A 22736-nucleotide genomic window follows, 5' to 3' on the forward strand; every position below is an offset into this window, starting at 1 on the left:
TATAGCAATGACCTAGCGGGGAAGGCTTTGCCTGAGCGAAGAAATAGCTCTCCAGACGAGCCTATAGACAGATTGTATGCTCATTGACAAGATAGCAGAGGCTTCTTCATAACTTTTCTCCTCGAAGAAGATCAGCATAATGACTTCTCGTTGTCGAGGAGGTAAATCATTAATTAACAATTTAATCCTGTTTCTTCTTAATGACCCATCCTGCTCACTGATCATTGACATTTCCTGGGAAGGGATAAATTCCAACTCAACATTTTCAGGAGCAGTATTGTGATCATATCGCTTATCCTCCTCGATGATTGAAAGCAATTTATGTCTTAAGGACTTGATCAGGTATGACGCAGGATTATCAACATCACTTAGGTTTGAACGTCTCTGCCAAAGGTCTACAAACAGCTGTTGTATAGCATCCTTAACAGCTGGTTCCTTTGGATGCATGGTCATGCCATAATTGTATAACTGGGCGAAGTGCGAGCGGTATATCTGTTCAAAAGCCTGCCGATTCCCAGACTTAAACTCAAGCCACAACTCGGAAGGGGAAAACTTGCTTTGATATGTATTATGATATGACTGCAAATCGGCTGAGTTAAGCAATATTATTTCAACAATTCAACCTATAATATGAATTGTATTATTAACACTTTAACAATATTACGGACAAAATTTATTAAATGTCAAGTCATTAGCTCTTAAGTGAAAGATTAAATGTGAAAAACACAAATAATAATATTCCTATTGTTCCTTCACCCTTCCCACCTCCTGCCTCTCAAGGTTTCCTCAGATTTTAAGTGTACCTTTGACACGCCTAAGTTCTTCGATTTTGTTTTAATATCAATTCCGGAGCATGCAACAACACTCAAAAACCCCATTGCACAGATTAAAAAATCTCTGCTTATCATCACTTCTCATTGCGACTTTATTTCATGCAGCCCAGGCACAGGAACCTGCAGTAGCCGTTGACTTCAATTTTTCCGGACGTCAGGAAGGTGAAGTACACGAACCCATTTTCAATTCATGGATTATTGCCCCGGGCACTTCAGATAGCCTAGCTATTTCAGGTGTTGAATTTAAAGTAGAGGCAGTTGGCTATACTTCCAGTTGGTATAAAACTGCCATGCAGTCGCCATACTTTGCCAGATTAGTTAGTGATGGATTGCTGTCAGGGGATGTGACCATCTATATCAAAGGGCTAAAAGCGGGGACGCATAGTTTCGTGGCATACCATAATACTTTTTCGAGTCCTGAGACAAACGTTTTCGCGCCCATCGATATTTATGCCCAGGGGGTAAAAATCCATGATGATCTTGAACAAAGTAACCGGGTTACAGCAAACGACCTTGTTGCGACGTCGTATGTCGAGTTTACCATCGCAGTGGGAGAAACTGCAGCCATCAGGTATGTTGTAGATACAACTCCAATTGTAGTTGAGGGGAAAACCTATAATTCAACTGTACACCTGAATGGATTCAAACTAAATTCCGGCGATCCTAAGAGGCAGGCCAAATTACCCATCCCACTTCACACTGATGAACATGCCAATGGAGATACCGGCAATATTGATCTATACTGGTCTCCAATCAATAGCGCACTTTCCTCAAATGTCTATTTCGGCACAAGCGAATCGGCATTGCTCACTGCTACCACAGAATCAGCTGAATTTATCAAAAATACGACCGAAACGACAACTAATGTAACGCTCGGTAACGGGAATAATAGATATTACTGGCGTATTGATCAGGTCTTTGACACCGATACAGTAAAGGGTGAAGTCTGGAATTTCAAACCTCGACAAATCGCCTTTGAAGGTGCAGAAGGTTATGGACGTTATGCCCAGGGCGGACGTGGCGGCAAAGTAGTACACGTGACCAACCTCCATGATAATGGTCCGGGAAGCTTGCGAGAGGCAGTCGAAACAGACCTCGGCCCCAGAACTATCATTTTTGATGTCTCGGGGATCATTACCCTTGAATCTCGCTTGAGCCTAAATGACGATTACGTAACAGTAGCCGGCCAAACATCTCCTGGAAAAGGAATTTGTATCAGACAGGCACCTTTCGGGTTGAGCGGGGCTGACGATTGCATCGTTCAAAATATACGCGTGAGACTGGGATCTGGTCCAACCTATGACGGCATGGGAATGTCAGGGTGCAATCACAGCATTATTGACCACTGCTCAATCAGTTGGACCATTGATGAGGCATTCAGTTCCAGAAATGGCTTGAACATAACTTTGCAGCGCACATTGATCAGTGAGGCACTCAATGCTGCCGGACATCAAAATTACCCTGATGGAGCCAGACATGGATACGCAGCTACCATTGGCGGTAGTATTGGTAGCTTTCACCATAACCTACTAGCTCACAACTATGGGAGAAACTGGAGCCTGGGCGGCGGTTTGGACGGATCACTCTACTATGCCGGTGAATTAGATATTTTCAATAATGTAGTCTACAACTGGGGAGGTAGAGCAACCGATGGCGGAGCGCATGAAGTCAATTTTGTTAATAACTATTACAAAAAAGGAGCGGGCACTTCTCAAAGTACCGTTTTAAAAGCTCAACTAGAAGGTACTGGTAAAGGCTCTCAAAGCTATTATTACACCGGCAACATACTCGAAAACACTAATGGCTCGCTCGCCTGCGATGGATCAGATAACACCTGCGCCCGGACCTATGTTACTTCAGGTGGGCAGGTAGTGGACTGGGAAGTTTTTGTTAACAATCCCTTCTTTCCATCTCAAGGAAATATCCAGACTGCCAATGACGCCTACAAAGACGTCCTCTCCGATGTAGGATGTGTCCAACCTGTTTTTGACGATCATGATATAAGGATCATCAACGAAACAGTCAACGGAACCTTCACCTATCGAGGAAGTCGAACCAACCTACCCGGTATGCCGGACGCGCATGAAGACGTTGGAGGATGGGAGAATTACCCGGAACTCATGCGGCCGGAGAACTATGATACCGACCAGGACGGATTACCTGACTGGTGGGAATTCGAAAAAGGTTTGAACTCTTCATCCGCTGAAAATGATCTGTCAGATGCCAATGGCGATTTGAATGGTGATGGCTATACCAATTTGGAAGATTACCTGGTCTGGATGGGGACACCGCATTTCATGATCCCTACAGACAGTTTTATTACTATCAACATGCTCTATTACACCAGGGGCTATACGGAAAGTCCTGTATTTACCGTTGTGTCCTATGAAAACTGTACCGCGGAAATTCTTGGAAATGATGAGGATCTAAAAGTAACTGCTGGCACAATCGGGCTTGGTACAGTAACCTTCAAAGTAACTGATGCAGAAGGCAGCTCGAAAGTCATCAACATCAACTTTGCAATAGGAATCACCATTCCAGCTTCAGTGATTATCGCAGAAGACCCTGTGGATACTACGAACACAGAAATCCCGGTTGATACCACTGACACCACAGAAACATTAAATCTGGGAAAAAATGAGATGCCCAGACTGTTCCCGAACCCTACTTCAGGAACCCTAATGGTATATCATCCAAGTGGCATGAATTCCATTCAGGTAACTAACTTACTCGGTGAAAAGGTATTGGAAATCAACACTCTCGACCACCCCGATAGCATCACCATTGACGTCTCAACACTAAGCAAAGGCATTTATTTCATATTGACTGGTCATCCTTCTCAAGCAGAAAAAATGAAATTCGTCAAGAGATAACCAGGGCCACATTGATTTTTTTTTAGATCCGAATAATGAACTTTTTCAATGGTCTTTCGATTTTTGATGAAGCCTGACACACCTTAAAATGAAACGAAAGGACTTCATTAAAACCTTAGGAGGATTTGCAGCTATGACTACACTGGGAGGATTCAAAACAATTACAGACACCCTGTCAAGAGATGACAAATTGATGCCGGTATTATTCATTGGACATGGTTCTCCAATGAACGGGATTGAGAATAATGAATTTAGCAACTACTGGAAAAAGTTGGCTAATGAAATACCTGAGCCATCTGCTGTTCTTGTGATTTCCGCACATTGGCTAACCAGGGGAACTCATGTCACTGCAATGGATAACCCTAAAACCATCCATGACTTTGGGGGGTTCCCCAGGGAACTCTTTGAAGTGCAGTATCCTGCACCCGGAGATCCCTTATTGGCGAAAGAAACTGCAGAGTTAATTCTAAGCACTAATGTGGGATTGGATCATGATTGGGGACTGGATCACGGAACCTGGACGATAGTCAGGCACATGTATCCGGACGCACACATCCCCGTGTTGCAGCTTAGTATTGACTATCACAAACCGGCCTCCTACCACTATGCTCTGGCCAGTGAGTTGGCTCAGTTACGCAAAAAGAGGGTATTGATTATTGGCAGTGGAAACATGATCCATAACCTGAGAATGGTAGATTGGAAAAATATGGAGGTGGATAATTATGGCTTTGACTGGGCGCATGAAATCAATGCCAAATTCAAGGAGAAAATATTGAACAAGGAACATCCTGATCTCATTGATTATAAGAAACTGGGACCTGCAGCTAATTATGCTATCCCAACTCCCGATCACTATTACCCTCTGATCTATAGCCTGGGATTACAACAGGACAAGGAGGATGTAGACATCTTCAACGACAAGTATGTAGGTGGTTCTCTTAGCATGACATCTGTCCGCATAGGAAAGTAACTAAAATCCAGACACAAAAAAACCCTTCGGAAATCCCAAGGGTTTTAATTGAATAAGATTATAAATTATTTTTTTAGAAACTTATACGCTTGTTTGAATCTTAAGAACTCATCTTTTACCACCAGGAAGTAATACCCAGTAGCGTAGTCCTTAATAGATATGCGATATTTTCCAGCACCAATCTCCTCGGGCTTCACCTTGATCTCATTTCCAATGATGCTGTGCAACTCAAACTCTGTGTTCTGTAAGGTGCTGTTTTTGATGCTAACAATAAGATAGTCAACAGCAGGGTTTGGGTAAAGCTCAATTTTGTTCGTAGCATCCAATGATTCTACCACGAGATTATTCTCTGCGGAGATCACAGGACCACTAGCTTCCTGGGCATAGGTTGCCAGGGAAAATAGAAGGCTGAACGATATAATGATGAGCTTATTGTGCATTTACATACAAATTACGGAAATTTTTAATGAATGTTTAACACCTTCACGGATTTTTCACAGAAAAAACATACAAAATCACATTTTTTAACAAATGACATAATTACATTATATCAATAAATCATTGTGTTTTAAGCACTTAGCCTAATTCACGTCATTTTTAAATGAAGTCAGTGTTATTATCGCTTCGGGTAACCATTCGATAAGATCAGACGCCATCAGGCTATTAACACCCAACGTATCCGCTGCAAGATCTCCCGCTAACCCATGCAAATAGACACCCAGAGAGAGCGCTTGAAATGGCTCATAATTTTGAGCGAGCAACCCGGAGATAATTCCTGTAAGCACATCCCCACTACCTGCTGTAGCCATTCCGGGATTACCCGAAGGATTAAAATAAGTTCTCCCTTCAGCATCACACACCGCAGAATTAGCTCCTTTCAACACCACATGCAAATGGTGTATTTTACAAAATTCCTGAAGCAGTTTAAGCTTTTCAAAATCATCTGACCAGCCCCCCACCAATCGACGGAATTCTCCCGGATGGGGCGTAAGGATTGACCCCTCCGGAACTTTGGCTAATAACTCCGGATTCGCACCGATGATATTCAGTGCATCCGCATCTAGCACTACCGGATTTTTTGTCCTGGTCAACAGCTCTTCCAATGCCTTTCTGGTAATTTCTCCCTGACCAATACCAGGGCCTATTCCCATCACATCGAAATCAAAATCAGTGGTTACCTCAGAAATGCAATTCTGATGAATGTCAGCTTCAACCATGGCTTCAGGTAGCCCAACCTGAAGGATCCTCACACCACTCTTAGGAACGTGCATCATCAAGAGTCCGGCTCCTGAACGCATGGCTGCCCGCCCGCACAGTAAAGCTGCGCCCATACTTCCGTACTTTCCTGCCACAATCAACAGCCGACCGGCATCACCTTTATGCATAAATTTTTTTCTTGGCTTGAGCAAAGCGGCAAAATCAGACTTCTGATTATAAAAAAACGCCGTATCCTGACTATTGATAAACCCTTGATGAAGACCAATGTCCTCAATGAACCAATCTCCAACATAATCCTGGTAGTCGGGCTGAAAAAAGACCAGCTTTGGTGTTTGAAAGCTAATCGTAGCCCAGGGCCTAATAATAGCCTCATGCCCGGCGGGTTGATCAGCAAATAGTCCGGAAGCGATATCCACGGAAATTACCCTGGCTCCCGCTCCATTAATATGATGGATCAAATCCTCGAACAATCCCTTTGGGGGCCTACTCAGACCTGACCCGAAAAGCGCATCAATTACAATCTCCCTATTATCCAGAAGAGGAAAATGGCGCACTGTCTGAATAAAGTTCATACTTTCCTGAGCCGGGTACCTCTCGTGGTTGATCACAAAATCTTGCGACGCCTTAGTCACGTCTCCGATGATAAAAATGCTCACGCTCCAACCTTGCTCTGACAATATTCTTCCGATCGCCAAACCATCTCCTCCATTATTGCCGACTCCGCAAAAGATAACCATCCTCCGCCCCCTATCAACAATTTTAAGAAAGCGATCCACAAAGGCATGCGATGCACGTTCCATTAACTGAATGGAAGGAATGGGCTCGTTTTGAATTGTATAAGCATCAGCTGCCCGGATTTGCTCTGTTTGGAGGATCGGGATCATATATTAAATATAATACCAACTGAAATCGAAAAGGGTGCTGTTGCGGATGATTTATCTGTCAACCTCACCTAAAACGAAATCCACTGAACCTACGATTGCGATCAAGTCAGCAATCATGACGCCGCGAGAAATTTCAGGTAATACCGATAAATTGGAGAAACAACAAGAACGGGCTTTACACCTCACAGGTATATCTGACCTTCCGTCTGTTCGGAAATAGAAGCCAAGTTCGCCCTTTGGATTTTCCGCACGCACATAAAAATCCTGAGCTTTGGGGCGGATCTTTTTAGGAACCGCTTCCCTCGGATCAAACTCCCTGGTCCTCTTGTGATTTGTGGTTAATTGGGTAAGGCACTGCTCTATTATTCTAACAGACTCTTTGCATTCCATCATTCGCACCCATGTTCTGTCCCAACAGTCCCCGGTGGCACCAACCGCTCCAGTTCCAACCGGAACGTCAAACTCCAATTCCGGATAGACACTATAACCATCAACGCGTCTCAGATCAAACTTCAAGCCCGACGCTCTAAGCATGGGTCCTGTGACTCCATAATTAATTGCAAGATCCGAGGTCAAGACCCCAACGTTGGCGGTACGGTCAATAAATATTTTATTAGAAATCAGAAGATTCTCAACGTCTTCCAACTTAGGCTTTAAATAAGCAATGAACTCTTTACAGCGCTCCTCAAAGCCCACAGGCAGATCATAAAATAAGCCTCCTACCCAAATGTAATTGTATAGCATGCGCGCACCGGACACCCATTCAAGCAATCGCTGAATATGTTCGCGATCTCGCATCATCCAGAGAAATGGTGTAAATGCCCCAATATCCAGACCATAGGTACCAATGGCAATAAAGTGAGATGCCAGTCGATTCAACTCGGCAACCAGAACCCGAATATATTCAACTCGCTTAGGTATCTTATCTTCAATACCCAGCATACGCTCAACACCCATCGCAAAGGCGTGCTCACTATTCATGGCTGCCACGTAATCCATGCGATCCACATACGGCAGACCTTGATTAAACGGCACTGATTCCGTATGCTTTTCAAAACAACGATGGAGATATCCCAAATGGGGAACAACATCTTTCACGATCTCACCGTCGGTGATCACTTCTAACCTAAGCACACCATGGGTAGAAGGGTGTTGTGGACCCACATTGATAAGCATCTCTCCGGACTCGAGCTTTTCCGGATCATAGAGTGTTGGCTCGGAATTCTCAAAATGCTTTGGATTGTATTTGTATTGAATCTCCATCAGAACGACTGCTTGTTATTGTCCTCCCTATCATAAACCACCGTAATCCCGTGATATTTTTCCTGCTCAGAATAATCTTTCTGCAACGGATGTCCTTCCCAATCTTTAGGTAGTAAAATCCTCCTCAAATCAGGATGACCTACAAATATTATCCCCACCAGATCATATGCTTCGCGCTCATGCCAATTGGCCGTGCGCCAGATATCACATACAGATGCTATCTCCGGATTGGTTCTATCCAATACACACCGAATAGACAGGTGCCCATCAAATGGAATACTGTAAAGGTTGTAGGCTACCTCCATAGTGCCAGCCTCCGGACCATTATCTATTCCTGTCAGGCAACTGAGCGAGTCAAAATAGGTACTCTCATCAGCATGCAATAGCTCACAGACCTCCCTAACCTTTCCTGCATCAACCAGCAGTGCATTGGGTGTTGCATTAAGGTCCTCTCCGGTCACTGCTCCTGGAAACTCCTTTTCTACTAAAGACTTTATTTCCTCGAAGGTCATGATACTTTAGTCTTCTTTTTATCAAGTAACTTCTTCAACGCCTCCGGTTTCATCAAAGACTCCCCGCGTATTTTCTCCTGCAACTTCATAAAACCTCCTATGAGCGCCTCTGGTCTTGGAGGACAGCCCGGAACATAGACATCTACCGGAATGATTTTATCTACGCCCTTCACCACGTGATAGCCATGCTCCCAATAAGGGCCTCCGCAATTGGCACATGAACCCATTGAAATTACGTATCGAGGTTCGGCCATCTGCTCGTAAAGCCTTCTTACCCGATCTGCCATTTTAAAAGTGACCGTTCCAGCCACGATCATTACGTCTGATTGGCGTGGCGAAGGTCTTGGTATGACCCCAAAACGGTCCATATCATAACCGGAGGTCATCGCTCCCATCATTTCGATGGCACAACAAGCCAGACCAAACCCCATGGGCCAAAGACTTGAAAGTCTAGCCCAGTTCAGCAAGTCATCTACCTTGGTGATGATCACACCACCCTGTCCGAATTGTTGATCAAGTAAACCGCCCATTAATTTTTATATTTCTCGTACGCTCCTGAAGGAATTTTAGATTGATAATCCGATGGTTTTGGTTTTGGCTTCACCCATTCAAGCATACCATTGGCCCAAACATATACCAGACCAAGAGCCAGTATGATAATGAAAATAAAGGTTTCCGTTAATGAAAATATCCCCCAGAGTCCATCCGTTTCTGCCACCATTTCTTTGTTCCCAAAAACAATCGCCCATGGAAAAAGAAATACTAGTTCCGTTTCAAAAAGAAGGAATATCAAAGCCACAATATAAAATCTAATATTGAAGACTTTCCATGAAGAACTTGCAGGAACTTCCCCAGACTCATAGGTAGAAAGTTTCTCTTCATTGGGTCGCTCAGGCCGCAGGATCTTGCCAGCCAATAGCGTTACCATCACAAAGGCAATTCCGCCAATGAGAAACAGTAAAACCGTTCCGAAGCCTGAAATTTCAATCATGGTTGCAAATTACATCAAACCCTAGAACTTAAGCGGGTCCAAATGTTTAAAATGGCCGTTCAACTTGATTTTTTCCTTGGCTTGCTCTGCCCTTTCAAGCATAGGAATCAGCCTTGAGAGATGCTCATGAACATAGATTTGTCGCTGTTTTTCAGACTCCATGGCAAGAAGGGCATACTCCTCATCAAGCTTCAATCCGATCTTATGAATGACCTGATACATAGACATATCATAATTCAAATCGATACTATTCTCCTGTTTCAGCCATCTGAACAAATCCTGAATTAAATCAACAATCTCTTCATGAAGATTAAAATCTTTATCATCTCCAAACTGAAGCAATTCAACCACTCCTCCCGCATATAATTTGGATTCCCAGGGATTTTGATACTCAACAACCTTAAAAACCCTGACCGCCTGGGTTTTGATATCCATTCGCCCATCATCATAAACCTTAGTCAGGTCAGTGATTTTTACTTCGGTCCCAAACTCAATGGTATTGAGCGCAAAAGAGGGAATTCCAAAGGTAGTTTTGGTCTGAATGCAGTCTCCCACCAACTGCTTATATCGTGGCTCAAAAATGTGCAAATTCAATAGCTCACCAGGAAAAGCCACAAGATTCAACGGAAACAACGCCATTTCTTTTTCCATACCCTATTAACAGCTAAAAATTTAAAGGGTTTAAATTGCCCCACATGAAAATCAATCTCACCTCATTCATTTGTACGTGTATCATCGTGTTGATGGTTCTTGACGGATGTAAAAACACAAAGAAACAGGAACCGGTCTCTAACACACCTATCCTTCAGCCAGAATCAACAACTTCTAACATCGACTTCGTGGCAAGCGGTAAAAATTGGTCATTGACTATCGATTTTGATAATGAGTCCACATTGATTTTCAAAGAAGATACTTCCGTATTCCAAACATCCAATTTTCAGTTCAACAACGGAAAGACCATCAATTTGGATATGGGCTTAGCAATAGAAAACAAAGGCTGCGATGTCGAAGATTTCTATTCTGTCACCATTCTCAAGGGAGGGAAAACGCTCAAGGGATGTGGGCATTTCACCAACCCGGCCTATGAATTACTTGGTCAATGGTCTCCAGAAAGTAAAGCTGATGGAGTGATTGACTTTATGTCCACTGTCAAAATCAAAGGCTTTGACGGATGCAATCAATTCTTTGGACATTATCAGGCCTCCGGTGACCTTATTGATTTTCAGGCAATCTCCAGAACAAAAAAAGCTTGTCCGACTTCTGAAAAACCAAATCTCGAGAGCCTCACCTCTGACTTTATTGCTTATAAAATTCGTAGCGATAGCTTATGGCTAAGTAATGAAAAATCTGAATTACTTCTTTTAAGAGCCTATGAATAGGGTACGCATCAATCAGGGTCGTATTTTGTCAGGGATGTATATTTTGGGCATCCTCCTGCTAACCCTGTTTTTGATCGCTTTATCCTTTAACTATTTACCGGAGCTGTTAGCCATCCCTGTGGTAATAATGCTCGGCTTAACATTCCCAATGGTTTGGTCATCATTCTATATCATTGAGATCGACACCCAATCCAAAACTATTTCAGAATACATATGGATAATGACCTTCAAAATCAATGTGGAAGTCACACGCTTTGATTCCCTGGAGAAAATTTTTGTTAACCAGGTTGGTCTTTCCCAAAATTATCATCAATACTCCGGAGCGGTCCACGAAGTCAGGTCAAGGGAATTTCAGGCATATATTAAAATCGATACTGGAGAAAAATTTTACCTTGTCAGCGGCAAGAACAAAGGGGCTCTGAACAAAAGCCTGAACAGCATCGCACAGAAATTGAAAGTCCCTGTGATCTGGAATGAATAAAAAAGGCCACCCACCAGGTGAGTGACCCTCAATTATCAGTGCCTAAATCCATTAAGGCTTGACTCCCATAATGAGAATATCTTCTTCCTGAGGAATCCCGTACATCCATTCGTCAAGCTCCCTTCCAACAGCTATTTTTTGTTGGATCATGCTCTTTTCAGCTATGCCGGTTATTTTATCTTTCAATCTTCCTGCGCCAAATTTCTTGCCTGAACCATTGATCTGGTTGGCGTAGCCATCCGTACAGATATAGAAAGCATCGCCATGTTCATATGAGATGGTTTGACGCTCAAACTGCTTGGCACCTGCAGTATTTTTCCCAAGCGGAATATCCAAACCAAGATATTCTTCGAGTCCTCCTTCCTTCGGCTTCACATACAGCTTGATTCGCGACCCCGATGCTGAGTAATAAACTTTACCATTAAATGTATTAAGCACGAAAACCCCTACTTCCACCCCTCTGGAGGTATTGATTTTTTTATTCGATTGCTCCAGGGCGAGAATGAGTTTTTGATCCAGGTATTCCAAAATCTTCTCTGGAGGCAAAACACTTTTCATACCCACAATTTCATTAAGTAGGGAAATGGTCAACGCTGACAAGAAGGCATTGGGAATGTCCTTATCCATACAAGAAGCCACAACGGCAATTTTGTAACCTTTCTCTTTCCTATGCCAGTAAAAATCTGCGGACACCTTCCCTTTAGCGCTCAGCATCACAAAACTATCAGGGAATACGCTCACAATGCTATGTTCTTCTCCTAGCAATACATCCTGCATGCCACCTATCACTTCCGATTGTTCATTGTAAGCTACTCCTTCCACGATCTCACGTTCAGAGATGGCTTCGTCGCGTTGGTCTTCCAATACTCCGGCCAGGTATCTGACAGCCTTAAGTGGGGAGACTGAATTACCGTAGTCATCCAGGTATTGCACTCCTTCAGCTCTTACCAGCTTTAACCTGGTTTCACGAGGCATGTTCAGATATTCTTTAACAGAAAGGAGGTTATATGCTTTATCACTGATTCTAACAGAAACCTGACTTACGCTACTCTCGGGCATATCTTCCAGATCCTGCGCGGTATCTACGTTGGCAAATACAGAACCTTCCATTTCTTCTTTAGGGGAAAGCCTTAATCCAAAAGTGGCTTTCACAAGGGCAAAAATCACATAGGCAATGGATGTAGTAAAAACGAAGCAAACCAGAATCCCGAAGGCCTGTACCCCAAGCTGTGTCCATCTTGGATGTGCCAACAACTCTTCTTTACCGAAAAAGGCCACACAAAGGGTTCCGAAGATCCCTCCGAAACCATGCACAGGAATAGCTCCAACCGGATCATCCAATTTGAATTTCTCAATGATCAGCACATAAGCCACATTGTGAATCACCCCGGATATGAGCCCGATAACGATACTCATCATTGGATCTACCACATTACAGCATGCAGTAATGGCCACTAACCCTGTTAAAGCTCCACCAATGATCTTTTCAATAGCATCAGCATTCTTCTGAAATATCTTAACATGCAAATAAGCACTTAGAGCTGCAGCTGCAGCTGCAAGGTTGGTATTCAAAATAATGCTTACAACATCCTCATTGAAAGCCAGCGTACTTCCACCATTGAATCCCCACCAGCCTAACCAAAGGATCATTACTCCCAGGATACTGTAGGAATAGTCTGACGCCTTTACCGGCTGCACTTTCCCTTTAGCAGAAAACCGTCCCAGCCTTGGTCCTACCATATAAATCCCAACAAAGGCTACCCATGCACCGACAGAGTGCACCACAGTAGATCCGGCAAAATCCATGAATCCCATGCTCGCTAACCAGGGATCATTCGATTCGTCCAGAAGATTGCCCCAGGCCCAATGTCCGAAGATGGGATAGATAATCACTGCTGTAAATAACGAGGTGATGAAGTAAGGTAACAACGCCGTTCGTCCGGACATGGCGCCCGATACAATCGTTAGAGCAGTTCCCGCAAAGGCAAGTTGGAAAATGAAAAAGGTCAGCGTATAACCGTCATCAAATCCATCACCCAAAAAGAAATTCAGACCAATAAGGCCTGAACCGGATGTTCCGAACATGAGTCCGAAACCAATCAGGAAGAAAGCCAAACTCCCCGCAACCCAGTCCATCAGGTTTTTAACTCCGATACCTGGTCTGTGTTCGGCTTTGACAAGTCCTGTTTCTAGAACTTTAAATCCGGCTTGCATAAAAAATACAAGCGCGGCGGCAATGAGTACCCATAGGGTATCCACAGTGGCAAAATTAGCTGCAAGGACAGCAATTGGTTGGTTGGTTGTAATCTCCATAATAGTAGTCCGTCATTTGTCTTTATCCAAGATCGAAAGTTAAGATCAATTTCAACAGAATGGAGAATCACTGAATTAAAATCTAATAGAATAGCCAATAATATAAAATATTGATAATTATCAATTTAATTTTTTGAACATTATATAATTGGCGTTATACAAGGGGATTGTGCATTACATTATTTTCATAGACGATTTTTTCGAAATCATACCTCAATACAGAATTTTATTCTGAGATACCCGATTAGGCAGAATATTAGAATGATCTAACTAAAAAAGAAAAGGCCGGCCCAATATGGGTCGGCCTTTCAATTGAATTATTCTAATATATTACTGACTTAAACCAAGGCCATCAATGCCTCGTTCAAAGTCTCGCTAGGTCGCATTGCTTTACTTGCTAATTCGAAATCCGGACGATAGTATCCACCAATTTCCACTGGTTCTCCTTGAGCACCGATCAGCTCTTCATTGATCTTCGCTTCATTAGATGTCAAGGCTTCAGCTACATCCTTAAACTGAGCCTGCAACTCAGCATCGTCAGTCTGTTTCGCCAATTCTTGCGCCCAGTATAATGCAAGGTAAAAATGACTTCCTCTGTTGTCAATCATTCCCACCTTTCTGGCAGGAGACTTATTCGTTTCGAGGAATTTTGCTGTAGCAGCATCCAATGTCTTCGCCAACACCTGCGCTTTCGGATTATCAAAAGCATTTGACAAGTGCTCCAAAGAAACTGCTGTAGCCAAAAATTCACCCAAAGAATCCCATCTCAAATAATTTTCAGCCACAAACTGCTGAACGTGCTTCGGTGCAGAGCCACCAGCTCCGGTTTCGAACAGCCCACCACCATTCATCAAAGGAACGATTGATAGCATCTTGGCACTGGTACCTACTTCCAGAATAGGGAAAAGGTCAGTCAAATAGTCCCTTAGCACATTTCCTGTTACGGAAATGGTATCAAGTCCCTGCCTGATTCTCTCGACAGAAAACTTCGTAGCCTCTACCGGAGATTTTATCAACAACTCCAAACCTGCGGTATCGTGGTCCGGAAGGTATTTGTTCACTTTTTTGATTAACTCAGCATCATGACTTCTGTTTTCATCCAACCAGAAAACCGCCGGAGTTCCGGTGGCGCTTGCTCTATTCACTGCCAGTTTTACCCAATCCTGAATAGGTGCATCCTTTACCTGGCACATTCTAAAGATATCTCCCGCTTCTACTACTTGCTCAAGCAATACATTGCCAGCCTCATCAATCACGCTAACTACACCATCGGCAGCCATTTGGAAAGTCTTGTCATGCGATCCGTATTCTTCTGCCTTCTGTGCCATCAAACCAACATTGGATACACTACCCATAGTTGAAGGATCGTAAGCACCATGAGACTTGCAATCTTCAATGACTGCCTGATATACACCAGCGTAACTTCTATCCGGAATTACTGCTTTAGTGTCTTGCTGCTTGCCATCCTTGTTCCACATTTGACCAGAAGTTCTGATCATGGCCGGCATTGAAGCATCAATGATCACATCACTTGGCACGTGAAGGTTAGTAATTCCTTTATCAGAGTTTACCATTGCCAAATCAGGCTTCTCGGCGTACAAAGCAGCGATGGCCGCTTCCACTTCTGCTTGCTTTGGATGTCCTTCAATCTTACTGTAAACATCTCCAAGACCATTGCTCGCATCCACACCAAGTTCCGCGAACAAGTCAGCATACTTCTCAAATATTTCTTTATAAAAAACCTTCACAACCGCTCCAAAGATGATAGGATCTGACACTTTCATCATGGTTGCTTTCATGTGAAGAGAAAATAGCACTCCCTGGGCCTTTGCATCTTCAATCTGCTCTGCCACGAAACTTTGCAGCGCCGCCATGTTCATGACGGTAGCATCAATAATTTCACCAGCTAATAATGGAACAGATGGCTTTAATGTTTTTGCAGAACCGTCTGCACCCTTAAACTCGATTTTTACCGAAGTTGGTGAATCAATCGTGACAGATTTCTCACTTCCGTAAAAATCCTTTGCCGGCATACTTGCAACGTGGGTCTTCGAATCTGCTGACCATGCTCCCATAGAGTGAGGATGATTTTTAGCGTAGTCTTTTACCGCTTTAGGTGCACGTCTATCCGAGTTTCCTTCTCTCAGTACAGGGTTAACTGCACTACCAAGAACCTTCGCATATCTTGCCTTGATCTCCTTTTCCTCCTCTGTTTTTGGCTCAGCAGGATAATTAGGGATATCATAGCCCTTTCCTTGTAGTTCCTTAATGGCCGCTGTCAACTGTGGAATTGATGCACTAATATTTGGCAGCTTAACGATATTCGCTTCCGGAGTTTTTGCAAGCTCACCAAGCTCTTGTAAGGCATCCCCTATCTTTTGCTCTTCTGTAAGCTTATCTGGAAAGTTGGCAAGAATTCTACCCGAAAGTGAGATATCCTTTGTTTCTACTTCTACACCAGCTGGAGCTGTAAACGCCTTCAATATCGGAAGGAACGAATAGGTCGCGAGTGCCGGAGCCTCGTCAGTTATGGTGTAAATAATTTTAGCTGCTTTTGTCATTTTATTAGACCGGAATTGTATTGTGAATTAATAACTCTCCTTATCATTAGGAAAGTCTTTTGATTTTATGTCTTTGATGTAATTCGTGGTAGCATCACGAATGACCGTATTGAGGTCAGCATATTGTCTGAGAAATCGGGGTTTGAAATCCTGGGTAATCCCAAGCATATCATGAACAACCAGAACCTGACCATCTACTTCTGCACCGGCTCCAATACCGATAGTCGGGATTTTAAGCTCTTCCGTTACTGTTTTAGCCAGGTGGGCCGGTATTTTTTCTAATACCACTCCAAAGCATCCGAGTTCTTCCAACAACTTTGCATCCGACAACAGCTTGTCTGCCTCCTGCTCTTCCTTGGCCCTGACCGTGTAGGTACCAAACTTGTAGATCGATTGTGGAGTCAGCCCAAGATGTCCCATCACCGGGATCCCCGCTGAGAGCACTCTACTCACACTCTCCTTAATTTCAACACCACCTTCCATCTTCACCGCATGAGCACCTGACTCCTTCATAATCCGAATGCAAGACCTGAGCGCCTCAGAACTGTTCCCCTGATAGCTCCCAAATGGGACATCCACTACAACCAGAGCCCTGTTCACTGCTTTGACCACGGAGGTAGCATGCCATATCATGTGATCCAGGGTGATGGGTAAAGTGGTGTCATTCCCTGCCATCACGTTAGAAGCAGAGTCACCTACCAGTATAACATCTATGCCTGCTTCATCCAGAATTCTGGCCATTGAAAAATCATAGGCCGTGAGCATCGCTATTTTCTCGCCCATTGCTTTCATTTCCAAAAGTCGATGGGTCGTTAATTTTTTAAAAGTGCCCTGTGCTGAACTCATACTGATGTATCCTTCGGATTAGACGCTAAGAGGCGCAAAACTAATAAAATCATCCCTCTCGGGAAACTACTGACGGCTTCCATTTGATATTACAACCCATACTTGGCAACTGCTCTTCAGGAGCCGCTTGATCAGAAAGCAAACTTTCAAGCGCATTTCGTAAATCCTTTCCATCATTAGGTTGCCCATTTCCCGGAGTTGCAGCATCCAGACGTCCTCGATAATAGCATTGATCACGAGCATCAAAGACATAAATATCGGGAGTGCATGCCGCCATATAGGCTTTTGCTACTTCCTGGCTTTCATCAAAAAGGTATGGAAAATTAAAGCCTACCTCCTCAGCCTGTTTCCTCATATATTCAGGGGCATCCTGTGGATACTTTTCGACATCATTCGAGGAGATCGCCACAAAGCCAATCCCCTTTTCTTTATAAAAGTTTGCAACGCTGGCAAGTTCATCCTGAATATGAATTACATAGGGACAATGAACACAAATAAACATAACAACAGTCCCCTGCTCACCTTTGATATCTTGATAAGCGACTGATTTGCCAGAAATAGTATCTTCCAGATCGAAGTCTGGCGCCTTTTCCCCCAAAGGCAACATGTTTGATGGTGTAAGTGCCATTTGATTATATTTTGGTTTAATGTCTCAAAATTATAACAGCTAAAGGGAGACCTCCACCAATTCTGAACTTTAGATCTTAATAACTGAGGAAATCTGATAATTATCTTTATTTTGTGTTTCTACGATCGGATGAAAAGCACCATATATCATATCACCTTATTCATCCTGCTAACGGGATGCATAGAAACCCAGTCCAGCAAAGGATACAAAAAAACCTCGCTTGATAATTATAACCCACCCGAGAAAGATATTGATGTAGATTCTAATACCGTTTTCTCAGTTTTCAGAACTCCCCTTCCCGCAAAAAAACTCTCGGCAGAAAAACAGAAGAGCCTGAATCGAAAGTTGGAAATCAACAAATTGAGATACACCGAAAATCCATCAGATATTCAGAACGTCATAGAATATTGTCAAACGCTATCCGAATTAGGATGGTATTACGAGGCAATACGCGTTTATTCGGAAGGCCTGGATAAAAACCCTACCTCTTTCAAACTATTGAGGTTGAGAGGGCAATCTTACATTACGCTCAGACAGTTTGACCTCGCGTTGGAAGACCTTCAGCGGGCCGCTTTCTATTCCCGACCGGCCATCAATGAGCAAACCTCGGGGTACGCATTGACTAATTTCTATACTGAATCGAGAAGTAATGAAAAATTTAACATTTTCTTCTGCCTGGGAATGGTCAACTATCTCAAGGGGAGCTACGACAAAACGATCAGCTCATTCAAGCAATGCATGAAGTATGCAGACAATATTGAATTAAAGGTATTTATTATCGATTGGTTCTATTTGACCTATCGCAAGCTTGGAAACAATGAGGCAGCCGAAGAATTACTAATGGCCATCCCAAGAAACGCAAAGGTTAAAAGCTATTCGGATCATTACAATAGGATTTTGCTCTACCAGGGAGTTGTCAAGGCACACAACTTAATGGCTTATTCTGAGCGACCTGATAATAGTCTTGAGCCGGTATTATCCTATGGAGTAGGAACATGGTATTTAGTCAATGGCGAAAAAATGAAAGCAGTAAAAATCTTCGAGAGAATTCTCATGGGAGAAACATGGGATTCTTACGAATACATTGCTGCAGAGGTTGAATTGAAAAACCTCCAGCCAAACTAATCAATTAAAGAGCGTTGATTTCCTGACGCAACTCCATCATAATCTCGGGATGATCGGTGATAATACCGTCGATTCCCATATGCATCATTTTCACCATGTCCTCCCTTGTATTGACCGGGTAGGTATACACCTTAAATCCATGAGCATGCATTCTAAAAACCCTTCTTGTAGAGATTGTTGAAAATTCAGGGTTCAACGCTGACAGCCTGCCTTCCAACTTAGCCCTACCAAGATGTAGTCTTGTCTCAACATAGAAGGCAATCAATGGAGTTGAATCTTCTCCTATCAGGATTTTTTTAGTCTGAACGTGATCATCATATTCATGGGCCGCCTCGAGATATTTATCTTCATAAGACTGCAAAATCACCCAATCGTAGCCATTTTTTTCTTTTCGGATCACATCAATAAGTTTTTCAGCAAAGTCATGGTAATGAGGATGATCCATATGTTTGATCTCGATGAGCACTTTGCATCTTCCATTGATTGAGTCTAAGACCTCCTTAAGGGTTGGCACCCTCTCCCCAACATACTTGGCATCCCCGAACCAGGCACCTGCATCAAGCTTTTTTATTTCCTCAAGGGTATAATCGTGGACTAAACCCGTACCGTCGGTAGTGCGATCAAGAGTTTCATCATGAAAAACAACTATTTGCTCATCCTTGGTATTCCGGACATCAATTTCTATCATGTCCACACCCATTTGCAATGCCAGCCCAATTGAGGCCATAGTGTTCTCCGGCGCCAGGGCTGAAGCTCCTTTATGAGCAATCACCTCTACATACTTATCTTTGAGGGATTTGTCAATTTTTGGACTCACTACAATATTTCTATAAATCCATGGCTCAAAAAGAGCCACACATAGAAATAAAATCATAAAGGGCATCGAGTAGATGATGAATTTTCTAGTCATGGTTTCATCCTTAAGGTTGGATAAATTTAATCAAAACCCTCATCCAAAGAAATAATTAATCATTCGTCTCTTTTACTGCTACGCCGATGGACAATTCCTCTAACTGAGCTTGATCCAGTGCACTTGGTGAGTCAATCATAATATCTCTTCCTGAAGTGTTTTTAGGGAAAGCTATGAAGTCCCTGATACTATCCTGCCCACCAAATAATGCACAAAGTCGATCAAAACCAAATGCAATCCCTCCATGCGGTGGCGCACCATATTCAAATGCACTCATCAGGAAGCCAAATTGAGCTTGAGCTTCCTCTTTGGTAAAACCAAGAACTTCAAACATTCTGGCCTGTACATCACGATCATAAATTCGGATAGATCCTCCTCCTACTTCCACGCCATTGATAACCATATCATAGGCATTGGCCCTGACGTTACCCGGATCAGAATTGAGTTTTTCCATATCTTCCGGATTAGGGGAAGTAAACGGATGGTGCATAGCATGATATCGCTTCGTTTCTTCATCCCACTCAAGCAGAGGGAAATCCACTACCCATAGCGCAGAAACTTTATTTTTATCTCTTAGGCCCAATCTACTACCCATTTCCAGCCTTAACTCACACATTTGCTTGCGAGTAGCATCAGCATCACCAGCCAAAATTAAGATCAGGTCACCCGGTTTAGCATTACATTTCTCTGCCCATTTTTTCAGGTCCTCTTCACTGAAAAATTTATCAACTGAGCTCTTGAAGGTTCCATCAGCATTACACTTTAGGTAAACTAATCCCTTCGCTCCAATCTGAGGTCTTTTTACAAAATCAGTAAGCTCATCAATCTGTTTGCGAGTGTATTCAGCGCATCCCTCTGCATTTATTCCTAACACCAACTCGGCACTATCGAATACCACGAAGCCATTGTTCTGAGTCAACTCATTCAGCTCGACAAACTCCATCCCAAAACGCGTATCCGGCTTATCAGAACCATATTTACTCATCGCTTCCGAATAAGGCATATGAGGCAATTCACCAAGATCCACATTCTTGATCTCTTTGTATAGGTATCTGATCAAACCTTCAAAAGTTTCCAGAATATCCTCTCTGGTAACAAAGGACATTTCGCAATCTATCTGAGTAAACTCCGGCTGCCTATCCGCCCTCAGATCCTCATCCCTAAAACATTTTACAATTTGAAAGTATCGGTCGAAACCCGACACCATCAACAACTGCTTAAAAGTCTGAGGCGATTGTGGCAAAGCATAAAACTGTCCCGGGTTCATGCGAGAAGGAACCACAAAATCCCTGGCACCCTCAGGAGTTGATTTTATCAGCACAGGAGTCTCAACTTCCATGAATTTTTGATTGGATAGATAACTCCTGGTTTTCTGAAGCATTTCATGTCGAATCTCCAGATTTTTTCTTACGATCCCTCTTCTCAGGTCAAGATATCGATACTTCATTCTAAGATCCTCACCGCCATCGGTTTCATCCTCAATCATGAATGGCGGAACCTTCGCTTTATTGAGATATTTAAACTCAGCAACTTTTACTTCAATCTGCCCCGTAGGAATTTTATCATTGACCGCGAGCCTTTTTACCACTTCTCCGGTTGCAGAGATCACAAACTCTCGTCCGGCATGCCTCGCAAGTTCAATGGCCTCCTTTGATGTTTTTCCTTCCTCAAAGATCAGTTGCGTCACACCATACCTGTCCCGAACGTCAATCCAAATCATGCCGCCTTTGTCACGAATCTTTTGGACCCAACCCGTCAGGGTTACTTGCTGCCCAATATGTTCCTCTCTAAGCTCTCCACAGGTATGTGTTCTCAACATTTTCTTTAATATTCTAATCTACTATTCAAATAAACAGGCGCAAATTTAACAATAGTTTTAGCTTTGAAACGAAAATAAAACAATCAGCGATGAGGCGTACCCTGACAGTTAGTGTAGTTAGTTTTCTTTCTCTTTTTTTGATTTGTAAGGCTTCCGCTCAGGTAGACATGATCAGGCTTAAGGTCAATGATGAGATTTCCCTGAAAATGCCTGAGTCCTTTATCCCAATGACCGAAGCGGAAATGATCAATAAATACATGTCCTATCGAACCCCCTTAGCCATGTTCACAAGCGAGGATAGAACAGTAGATTTTGGCATCAACAAAAACAGCAGCCCCTGGGCGGGAAATGATCTGACCATCCTGAAAGATTTTTACAAGGCCAATGTACTCAATCTATTCACTGAAGTTAAGTTTATACAGGACGACATTATTAACATCTCAGGTAGGGATTTTGCTGTACTCGAATTTGTTTCTCGAATCGACGATGAAGAAAGTACGTTCGGCAGCCTTAATAAAGCCGTAAGTAAGTACTCATATATTATGTACACCCTTCATCAAGGAAATGTACTCCTGTTCAATTTCACCTGTGGGGCTACCGGTAGAGCAAAATGGCAACAACCTGCTAACGAGATCATGCAAAGCATTCGCATTAAAGAATGAGTGATCTAAGCATATATAGTGATGACCATTTCATGAAGCTGGCTTTTTTCGAAGCGGAAAAGGCATTCGAAGATGGTGAAATCCCGGTAGGTGCCGTGGTAGTTTGTCAAAACCGGGTCATCGCTAAAGCCTACAACCAGGTTCAAAAACTCAATGATGTGACCGCCCATGCTGAAATGTTGGCCATTACTGCTGCTCAAAACTTTTTGGGATCGAAATACCTGGATGAATGCACTCTTTACGTGACACTGGAGCCTTGTGTCATGTGTGGTGGAGCGCTCTATTGGAGTCAAATAAAAAAGGTGGTCTTCGGTGCGCGTGATGAATCTCGCGGCTATCAAAGATTATCCGAAAATATCCTGCACCCGAAAACGGAGATTATGAACGGCATCATGGAGCAGGAATGTTCTGAGCTTGTAAAATCTTTTTTTCGTAAGATGCGCGGGAACGATTCCTAAACACGAATGT

21 protein-coding genes are annotated in these 22736 nt (G+C 43.1%); 7 read left to right on the forward strand and 14 right to left on the reverse strand.

Features of this window, described 5'->3' with window-relative positions; all coding sequences use genetic code 11:
* Positions 1-12: 12 nt before the first annotated feature.
* The gene (locus tag NXR94_RS07235) at positions 13-603 is read right to left on the reverse strand and encodes a sigma-70 family RNA polymerase sigma factor (protein ID WP_308706259.1); all 591 of its coding nucleotides are present in this window, start codon (positions 601-603) and stop codon (positions 13-15) included.
* Positions 604-853: 250 nt separating this feature from the next.
* On the opposite strand from NXR94_RS07235, the gene NXR94_RS07240 reads away from it, so the two are divergent.
* Together NXR94_RS07240 and ygiD are read left to right on the forward strand one after the other, a co-directional pair.
* Entirely contained in the window at positions 854-3706 is a 2853-nt protein-coding gene (locus NXR94_RS07240) for a T9SS type A sorting domain-containing protein (RefSeq protein ID WP_258103928.1), read from the forward strand.
* A gap of 133 nt (positions 3707-3839) precedes the next feature.
* A complete protein-coding gene (ygiD, locus tag NXR94_RS07245) occupies positions 3840-4676 on the forward strand; it encodes a 4,5-DOPA dioxygenase extradiol (RefSeq protein WP_258103986.1) in 837 nt (278 codons plus the stop codon).
* A 65-nt stretch (positions 4677-4741) separates the two neighbouring features.
* On the opposite strand, the gene NXR94_RS07250 is transcribed toward ygiD, so the two are convergent.
* The 7 genes from NXR94_RS07250 to NXR94_RS07280 all read right to left on the reverse strand — a co-directional run bounded on the left by NXR94_RS07250 (position 4742) and on the right by NXR94_RS07280 (position 10195).
* The gene (locus NXR94_RS07250; RefSeq protein WP_258103929.1) at positions 4742-5116 is read right to left on the reverse strand and encodes a T9SS type A sorting domain-containing protein; all 375 of its coding nucleotides are present in this window, start codon (positions 5114-5116) and stop codon (positions 4742-4744) included.
* A 141-nt stretch (positions 5117-5257) separates the two neighbouring features.
* Positions 5258-6778 carry an NAD(P)H-hydrate dehydratase gene (locus NXR94_RS07255; protein WP_258103930.1) on the reverse strand — a complete coding sequence of 507 codons (1521 nt, stop codon included), beginning with the start codon at positions 6776-6778 and terminating at the stop codon, positions 5258-5260.
* 51 nt (positions 6779-6829) lie between these two features.
* Positions 6830-8041 carry an NADH-quinone oxidoreductase subunit D gene (locus NXR94_RS07260; protein WP_258103931.1) on the reverse strand — a complete coding sequence of 404 codons (1212 nt, stop codon included), beginning with the start codon at positions 8039-8041 and terminating at the stop codon, positions 6830-6832.
* On the reverse strand, positions 8041-8553 hold the full coding sequence (locus NXR94_RS07265; protein WP_258103932.1) for an NADH-quinone oxidoreductase subunit C: 513 nt from the start codon (positions 8551-8553) through the stop codon (positions 8041-8043). Before NXR94_RS07265 ends, NXR94_RS07260 begins: the two co-directional genes overlap by 1 nt.
* The gene (gene nuoB / locus NXR94_RS07270) at positions 8550-9083 is read right to left on the reverse strand and encodes an NADH-quinone oxidoreductase subunit NuoB (protein WP_258103933.1); all 534 of its coding nucleotides are present in this window, start codon (positions 9081-9083) and stop codon (positions 8550-8552) included. Before nuoB ends, NXR94_RS07265 begins: the two co-directional genes overlap by 4 nt.
* Complete coding sequence (locus NXR94_RS07275; RefSeq protein ID WP_258103934.1) at positions 9083-9544, reverse strand: NADH-quinone oxidoreductase subunit A; 462 nt, start codon at positions 9542-9544, stop codon at positions 9083-9085. Before NXR94_RS07275 ends, nuoB begins: the two co-directional genes overlap by 1 nt.
* A 21-nt stretch (positions 9545-9565) precedes the next feature.
* Positions 9566-10195: an LON peptidase substrate-binding domain-containing protein gene (locus NXR94_RS07280; protein ID WP_258103935.1), complete on the reverse strand. Its 630-nt coding sequence runs from the start codon at positions 10193-10195 to the stop codon at positions 9566-9568.
* Positions 10196-10239: 44 nt separating this feature from the next.
* Between NXR94_RS07280 and NXR94_RS07285 the strand changes: the two genes are divergently transcribed.
* Together NXR94_RS07285 and NXR94_RS07290 are read left to right on the forward strand one after the other, a co-directional pair.
* Complete coding sequence (locus tag NXR94_RS07285) at positions 10240-10923, forward strand: META domain-containing protein (protein WP_258103936.1); 684 nt, start codon at positions 10240-10242, stop codon at positions 10921-10923.
* On the forward strand, positions 10916-11404 hold the full coding sequence (locus tag NXR94_RS07290) for a hypothetical protein (protein WP_258103937.1): 489 nt from the start codon (positions 10916-10918) through the stop codon (positions 11402-11404). Before NXR94_RS07285 ends, NXR94_RS07290 begins: the two co-directional genes overlap by 8 nt.
* 51 nt (positions 11405-11455) lie before the next feature.
* On the opposite strand, the gene amt is transcribed toward NXR94_RS07290, so the two are convergent.
* From amt to NXR94_RS07310, 4 genes are all read right to left on the reverse strand, one after another.
* A complete protein-coding gene (gene amt, locus NXR94_RS07295) occupies positions 11456-13717 on the reverse strand; it encodes an ammonium transporter (RefSeq protein WP_258103938.1) in 2262 nt (753 codons plus the stop codon).
* Between the two features lie 338 nt (positions 13718-14055).
* Positions 14056-16278 (reverse strand): NADP-dependent isocitrate dehydrogenase, encoded by a 2223-nt coding sequence (locus NXR94_RS07300; RefSeq protein ID WP_258103939.1) that lies wholly within the window; start codon positions 16276-16278, stop codon positions 14056-14058.
* Between the two features lie 27 nt (positions 16279-16305).
* Positions 16306-17124, reverse strand: coding sequence for a 3-methyl-2-oxobutanoate hydroxymethyltransferase (gene panB / locus NXR94_RS07305; protein WP_258103940.1), 819 nt, complete (start codon positions 17122-17124; stop codon positions 16306-16308).
* A 49-nt stretch (positions 17125-17173) separates the two neighbouring features.
* A complete protein-coding gene (locus NXR94_RS07310) occupies positions 17174-17752 on the reverse strand; it encodes a thioredoxin family protein (protein ID WP_258103942.1) in 579 nt (192 codons plus the stop codon).
* 129 nt (positions 17753-17881) lie between these two features.
* On the opposite strand from NXR94_RS07310, the gene NXR94_RS07315 reads away from it, so the two are divergent.
* A complete protein-coding gene (locus tag NXR94_RS07315; RefSeq protein WP_258103943.1) occupies positions 17882-18877 on the forward strand; it encodes a M48 family metallopeptidase in 996 nt (331 codons plus the stop codon).
* Between the two features lie 4 nt (positions 18878-18881).
* Here the strand turns inward: NXR94_RS07315 and NXR94_RS07320 are convergent, their stop codons facing one another.
* Together NXR94_RS07320 and aspS are read right to left on the reverse strand one after the other, a co-directional pair.
* Complete coding sequence (locus NXR94_RS07320; protein ID WP_258103944.1) at positions 18882-19787, reverse strand: glycerophosphodiester phosphodiesterase family protein; 906 nt, start codon at positions 19785-19787, stop codon at positions 18882-18884.
* A 55-nt stretch (positions 19788-19842) separates the two neighbouring features.
* On the reverse strand, positions 19843-21606 hold the full coding sequence (gene aspS / locus NXR94_RS07325) for an aspartate--tRNA ligase (protein ID WP_258103945.1): 1764 nt from the start codon (positions 21604-21606) through the stop codon (positions 19843-19845).
* A gap of 89 nt (positions 21607-21695) precedes the next feature.
* Here aspS and NXR94_RS07330 point away from each other — a divergent pair, with 89 nt between their 5' ends.
* The gene (locus tag NXR94_RS07330) at positions 21696-22268 is read left to right on the forward strand and encodes a hypothetical protein (RefSeq protein ID WP_258103946.1); all 573 of its coding nucleotides are present in this window, start codon (positions 21696-21698) and stop codon (positions 22266-22268) included.
* Entirely contained in the window at positions 22265-22726 is a 462-nt protein-coding gene (locus NXR94_RS07335; RefSeq protein ID WP_258103947.1) for a nucleoside deaminase, read from the forward strand. Before NXR94_RS07330 ends, NXR94_RS07335 begins: the two co-directional genes overlap by 4 nt.
* Positions 22727-22736 lie beyond the last annotated feature (10 nt).

Origin of the sequence: Marinoscillum sp. MHG1-6 (genome assembly GCF_024714475.1) — a bacterium.
Taxonomy (GTDB): Bacteria; Bacteroidota; Bacteroidia; order Cytophagales; family Cyclobacteriaceae; genus JAMZMI01.

Bases quoted from the DNA above. Each gene is read 5' to 3' on its own strand.
- NXR94_RS07240 (WP_258103928.1), top strand. From the start codon at position 854: ATGCAACAACACTCAAAAACCCCATTGCACAGATTAAAAAATCTCTGC.
- ygiD (WP_258103986.1), top strand. From the start codon at position 3,840: ATGACTACACTGGGAGGATTCAAAACAATTACAGACACCCTGTCAAGA.
- NXR94_RS07250 (WP_258103929.1), bottom strand. From the start codon at position 5,116: ATGCACAATAAGCTCATCATTATATCGTTCAGCCTTCTATTTTCCCTG.
- NXR94_RS07255 (WP_258103930.1), bottom strand. From the start codon at position 6,778: ATGATCCCGATCCTCCAAACAGAGCAAATCCGGGCAGCTGATGCTTAT.
- NXR94_RS07260 (WP_258103931.1), bottom strand. From the start codon at position 8,041: ATGGAGATTCAATACAAATACAATCCAAAGCATTTTGAGAATTCCGAG.
- NXR94_RS07265 (WP_258103932.1), bottom strand. From the start codon at position 8,553: ATGACCTTCGAGGAAATAAAGTCTTTAGTAGAAAAGGAGTTTCCAGGA.
- nuoB (WP_258103933.1), bottom strand. From the start codon at position 9,083: ATGGGCGGTTTACTTGATCAACAATTCGGACAGGGTGGTGTGATCATC.
- NXR94_RS07275 (WP_258103934.1), bottom strand. From the start codon at position 9,544: ATGATTGAAATTTCAGGCTTCGGAACGGTTTTACTGTTTCTCATTGGC.
- NXR94_RS07280 (WP_258103935.1), bottom strand. From the start codon at position 10,195: ATGGAAAAAGAAATGGCGTTGTTTCCGTTGAATCTTGTGGCTTTTCCT.
- NXR94_RS07285 (WP_258103936.1), top strand. From the start codon at position 10,240: ATGAAAATCAATCTCACCTCATTCATTTGTACGTGTATCATCGTGTTG.
- NXR94_RS07290 (WP_258103937.1), top strand. From the start codon at position 10,916: ATGAATAGGGTACGCATCAATCAGGGTCGTATTTTGTCAGGGATGTAT.
- amt (WP_258103938.1), bottom strand. From the start codon at position 13,717: ATGGAGATTACAACCAACCAACCAATTGCTGTCCTTGCAGCTAATTTT.
- NXR94_RS07300 (WP_258103939.1), bottom strand. From the start codon at position 16,278: ATGACAAAAGCAGCTAAAATTATTTACACCATAACTGACGAGGCTCCG.
- panB (WP_258103940.1), bottom strand. From the start codon at position 17,124: ATGAGTTCAGCACAGGGCACTTTTAAAAAATTAACGACCCATCGACTT.
- NXR94_RS07310 (WP_258103942.1), bottom strand. From the start codon at position 17,752: ATGGCACTTACACCATCAAACATGTTGCCTTTGGGGGAAAAGGCGCCA.
- NXR94_RS07315 (WP_258103943.1), top strand. From the start codon at position 17,882: ATGAAAAGCACCATATATCATATCACCTTATTCATCCTGCTAACGGGA.
- NXR94_RS07320 (WP_258103944.1), bottom strand. From the start codon at position 19,787: ATGACTAGAAAATTCATCATCTACTCGATGCCCTTTATGATTTTATTT.
- aspS (WP_258103945.1), bottom strand. From the start codon at position 21,606: ATGTTGAGAACACATACCTGTGGAGAGCTTAGAGAGGAACATATTGGG.
- NXR94_RS07330 (WP_258103946.1), top strand. From the start codon at position 21,696: ATGAGGCGTACCCTGACAGTTAGTGTAGTTAGTTTTCTTTCTCTTTTT.
- NXR94_RS07335 (WP_258103947.1), top strand. From the start codon at position 22,265: ATGAGTGATCTAAGCATATATAGTGATGACCATTTCATGAAGCTGGCT.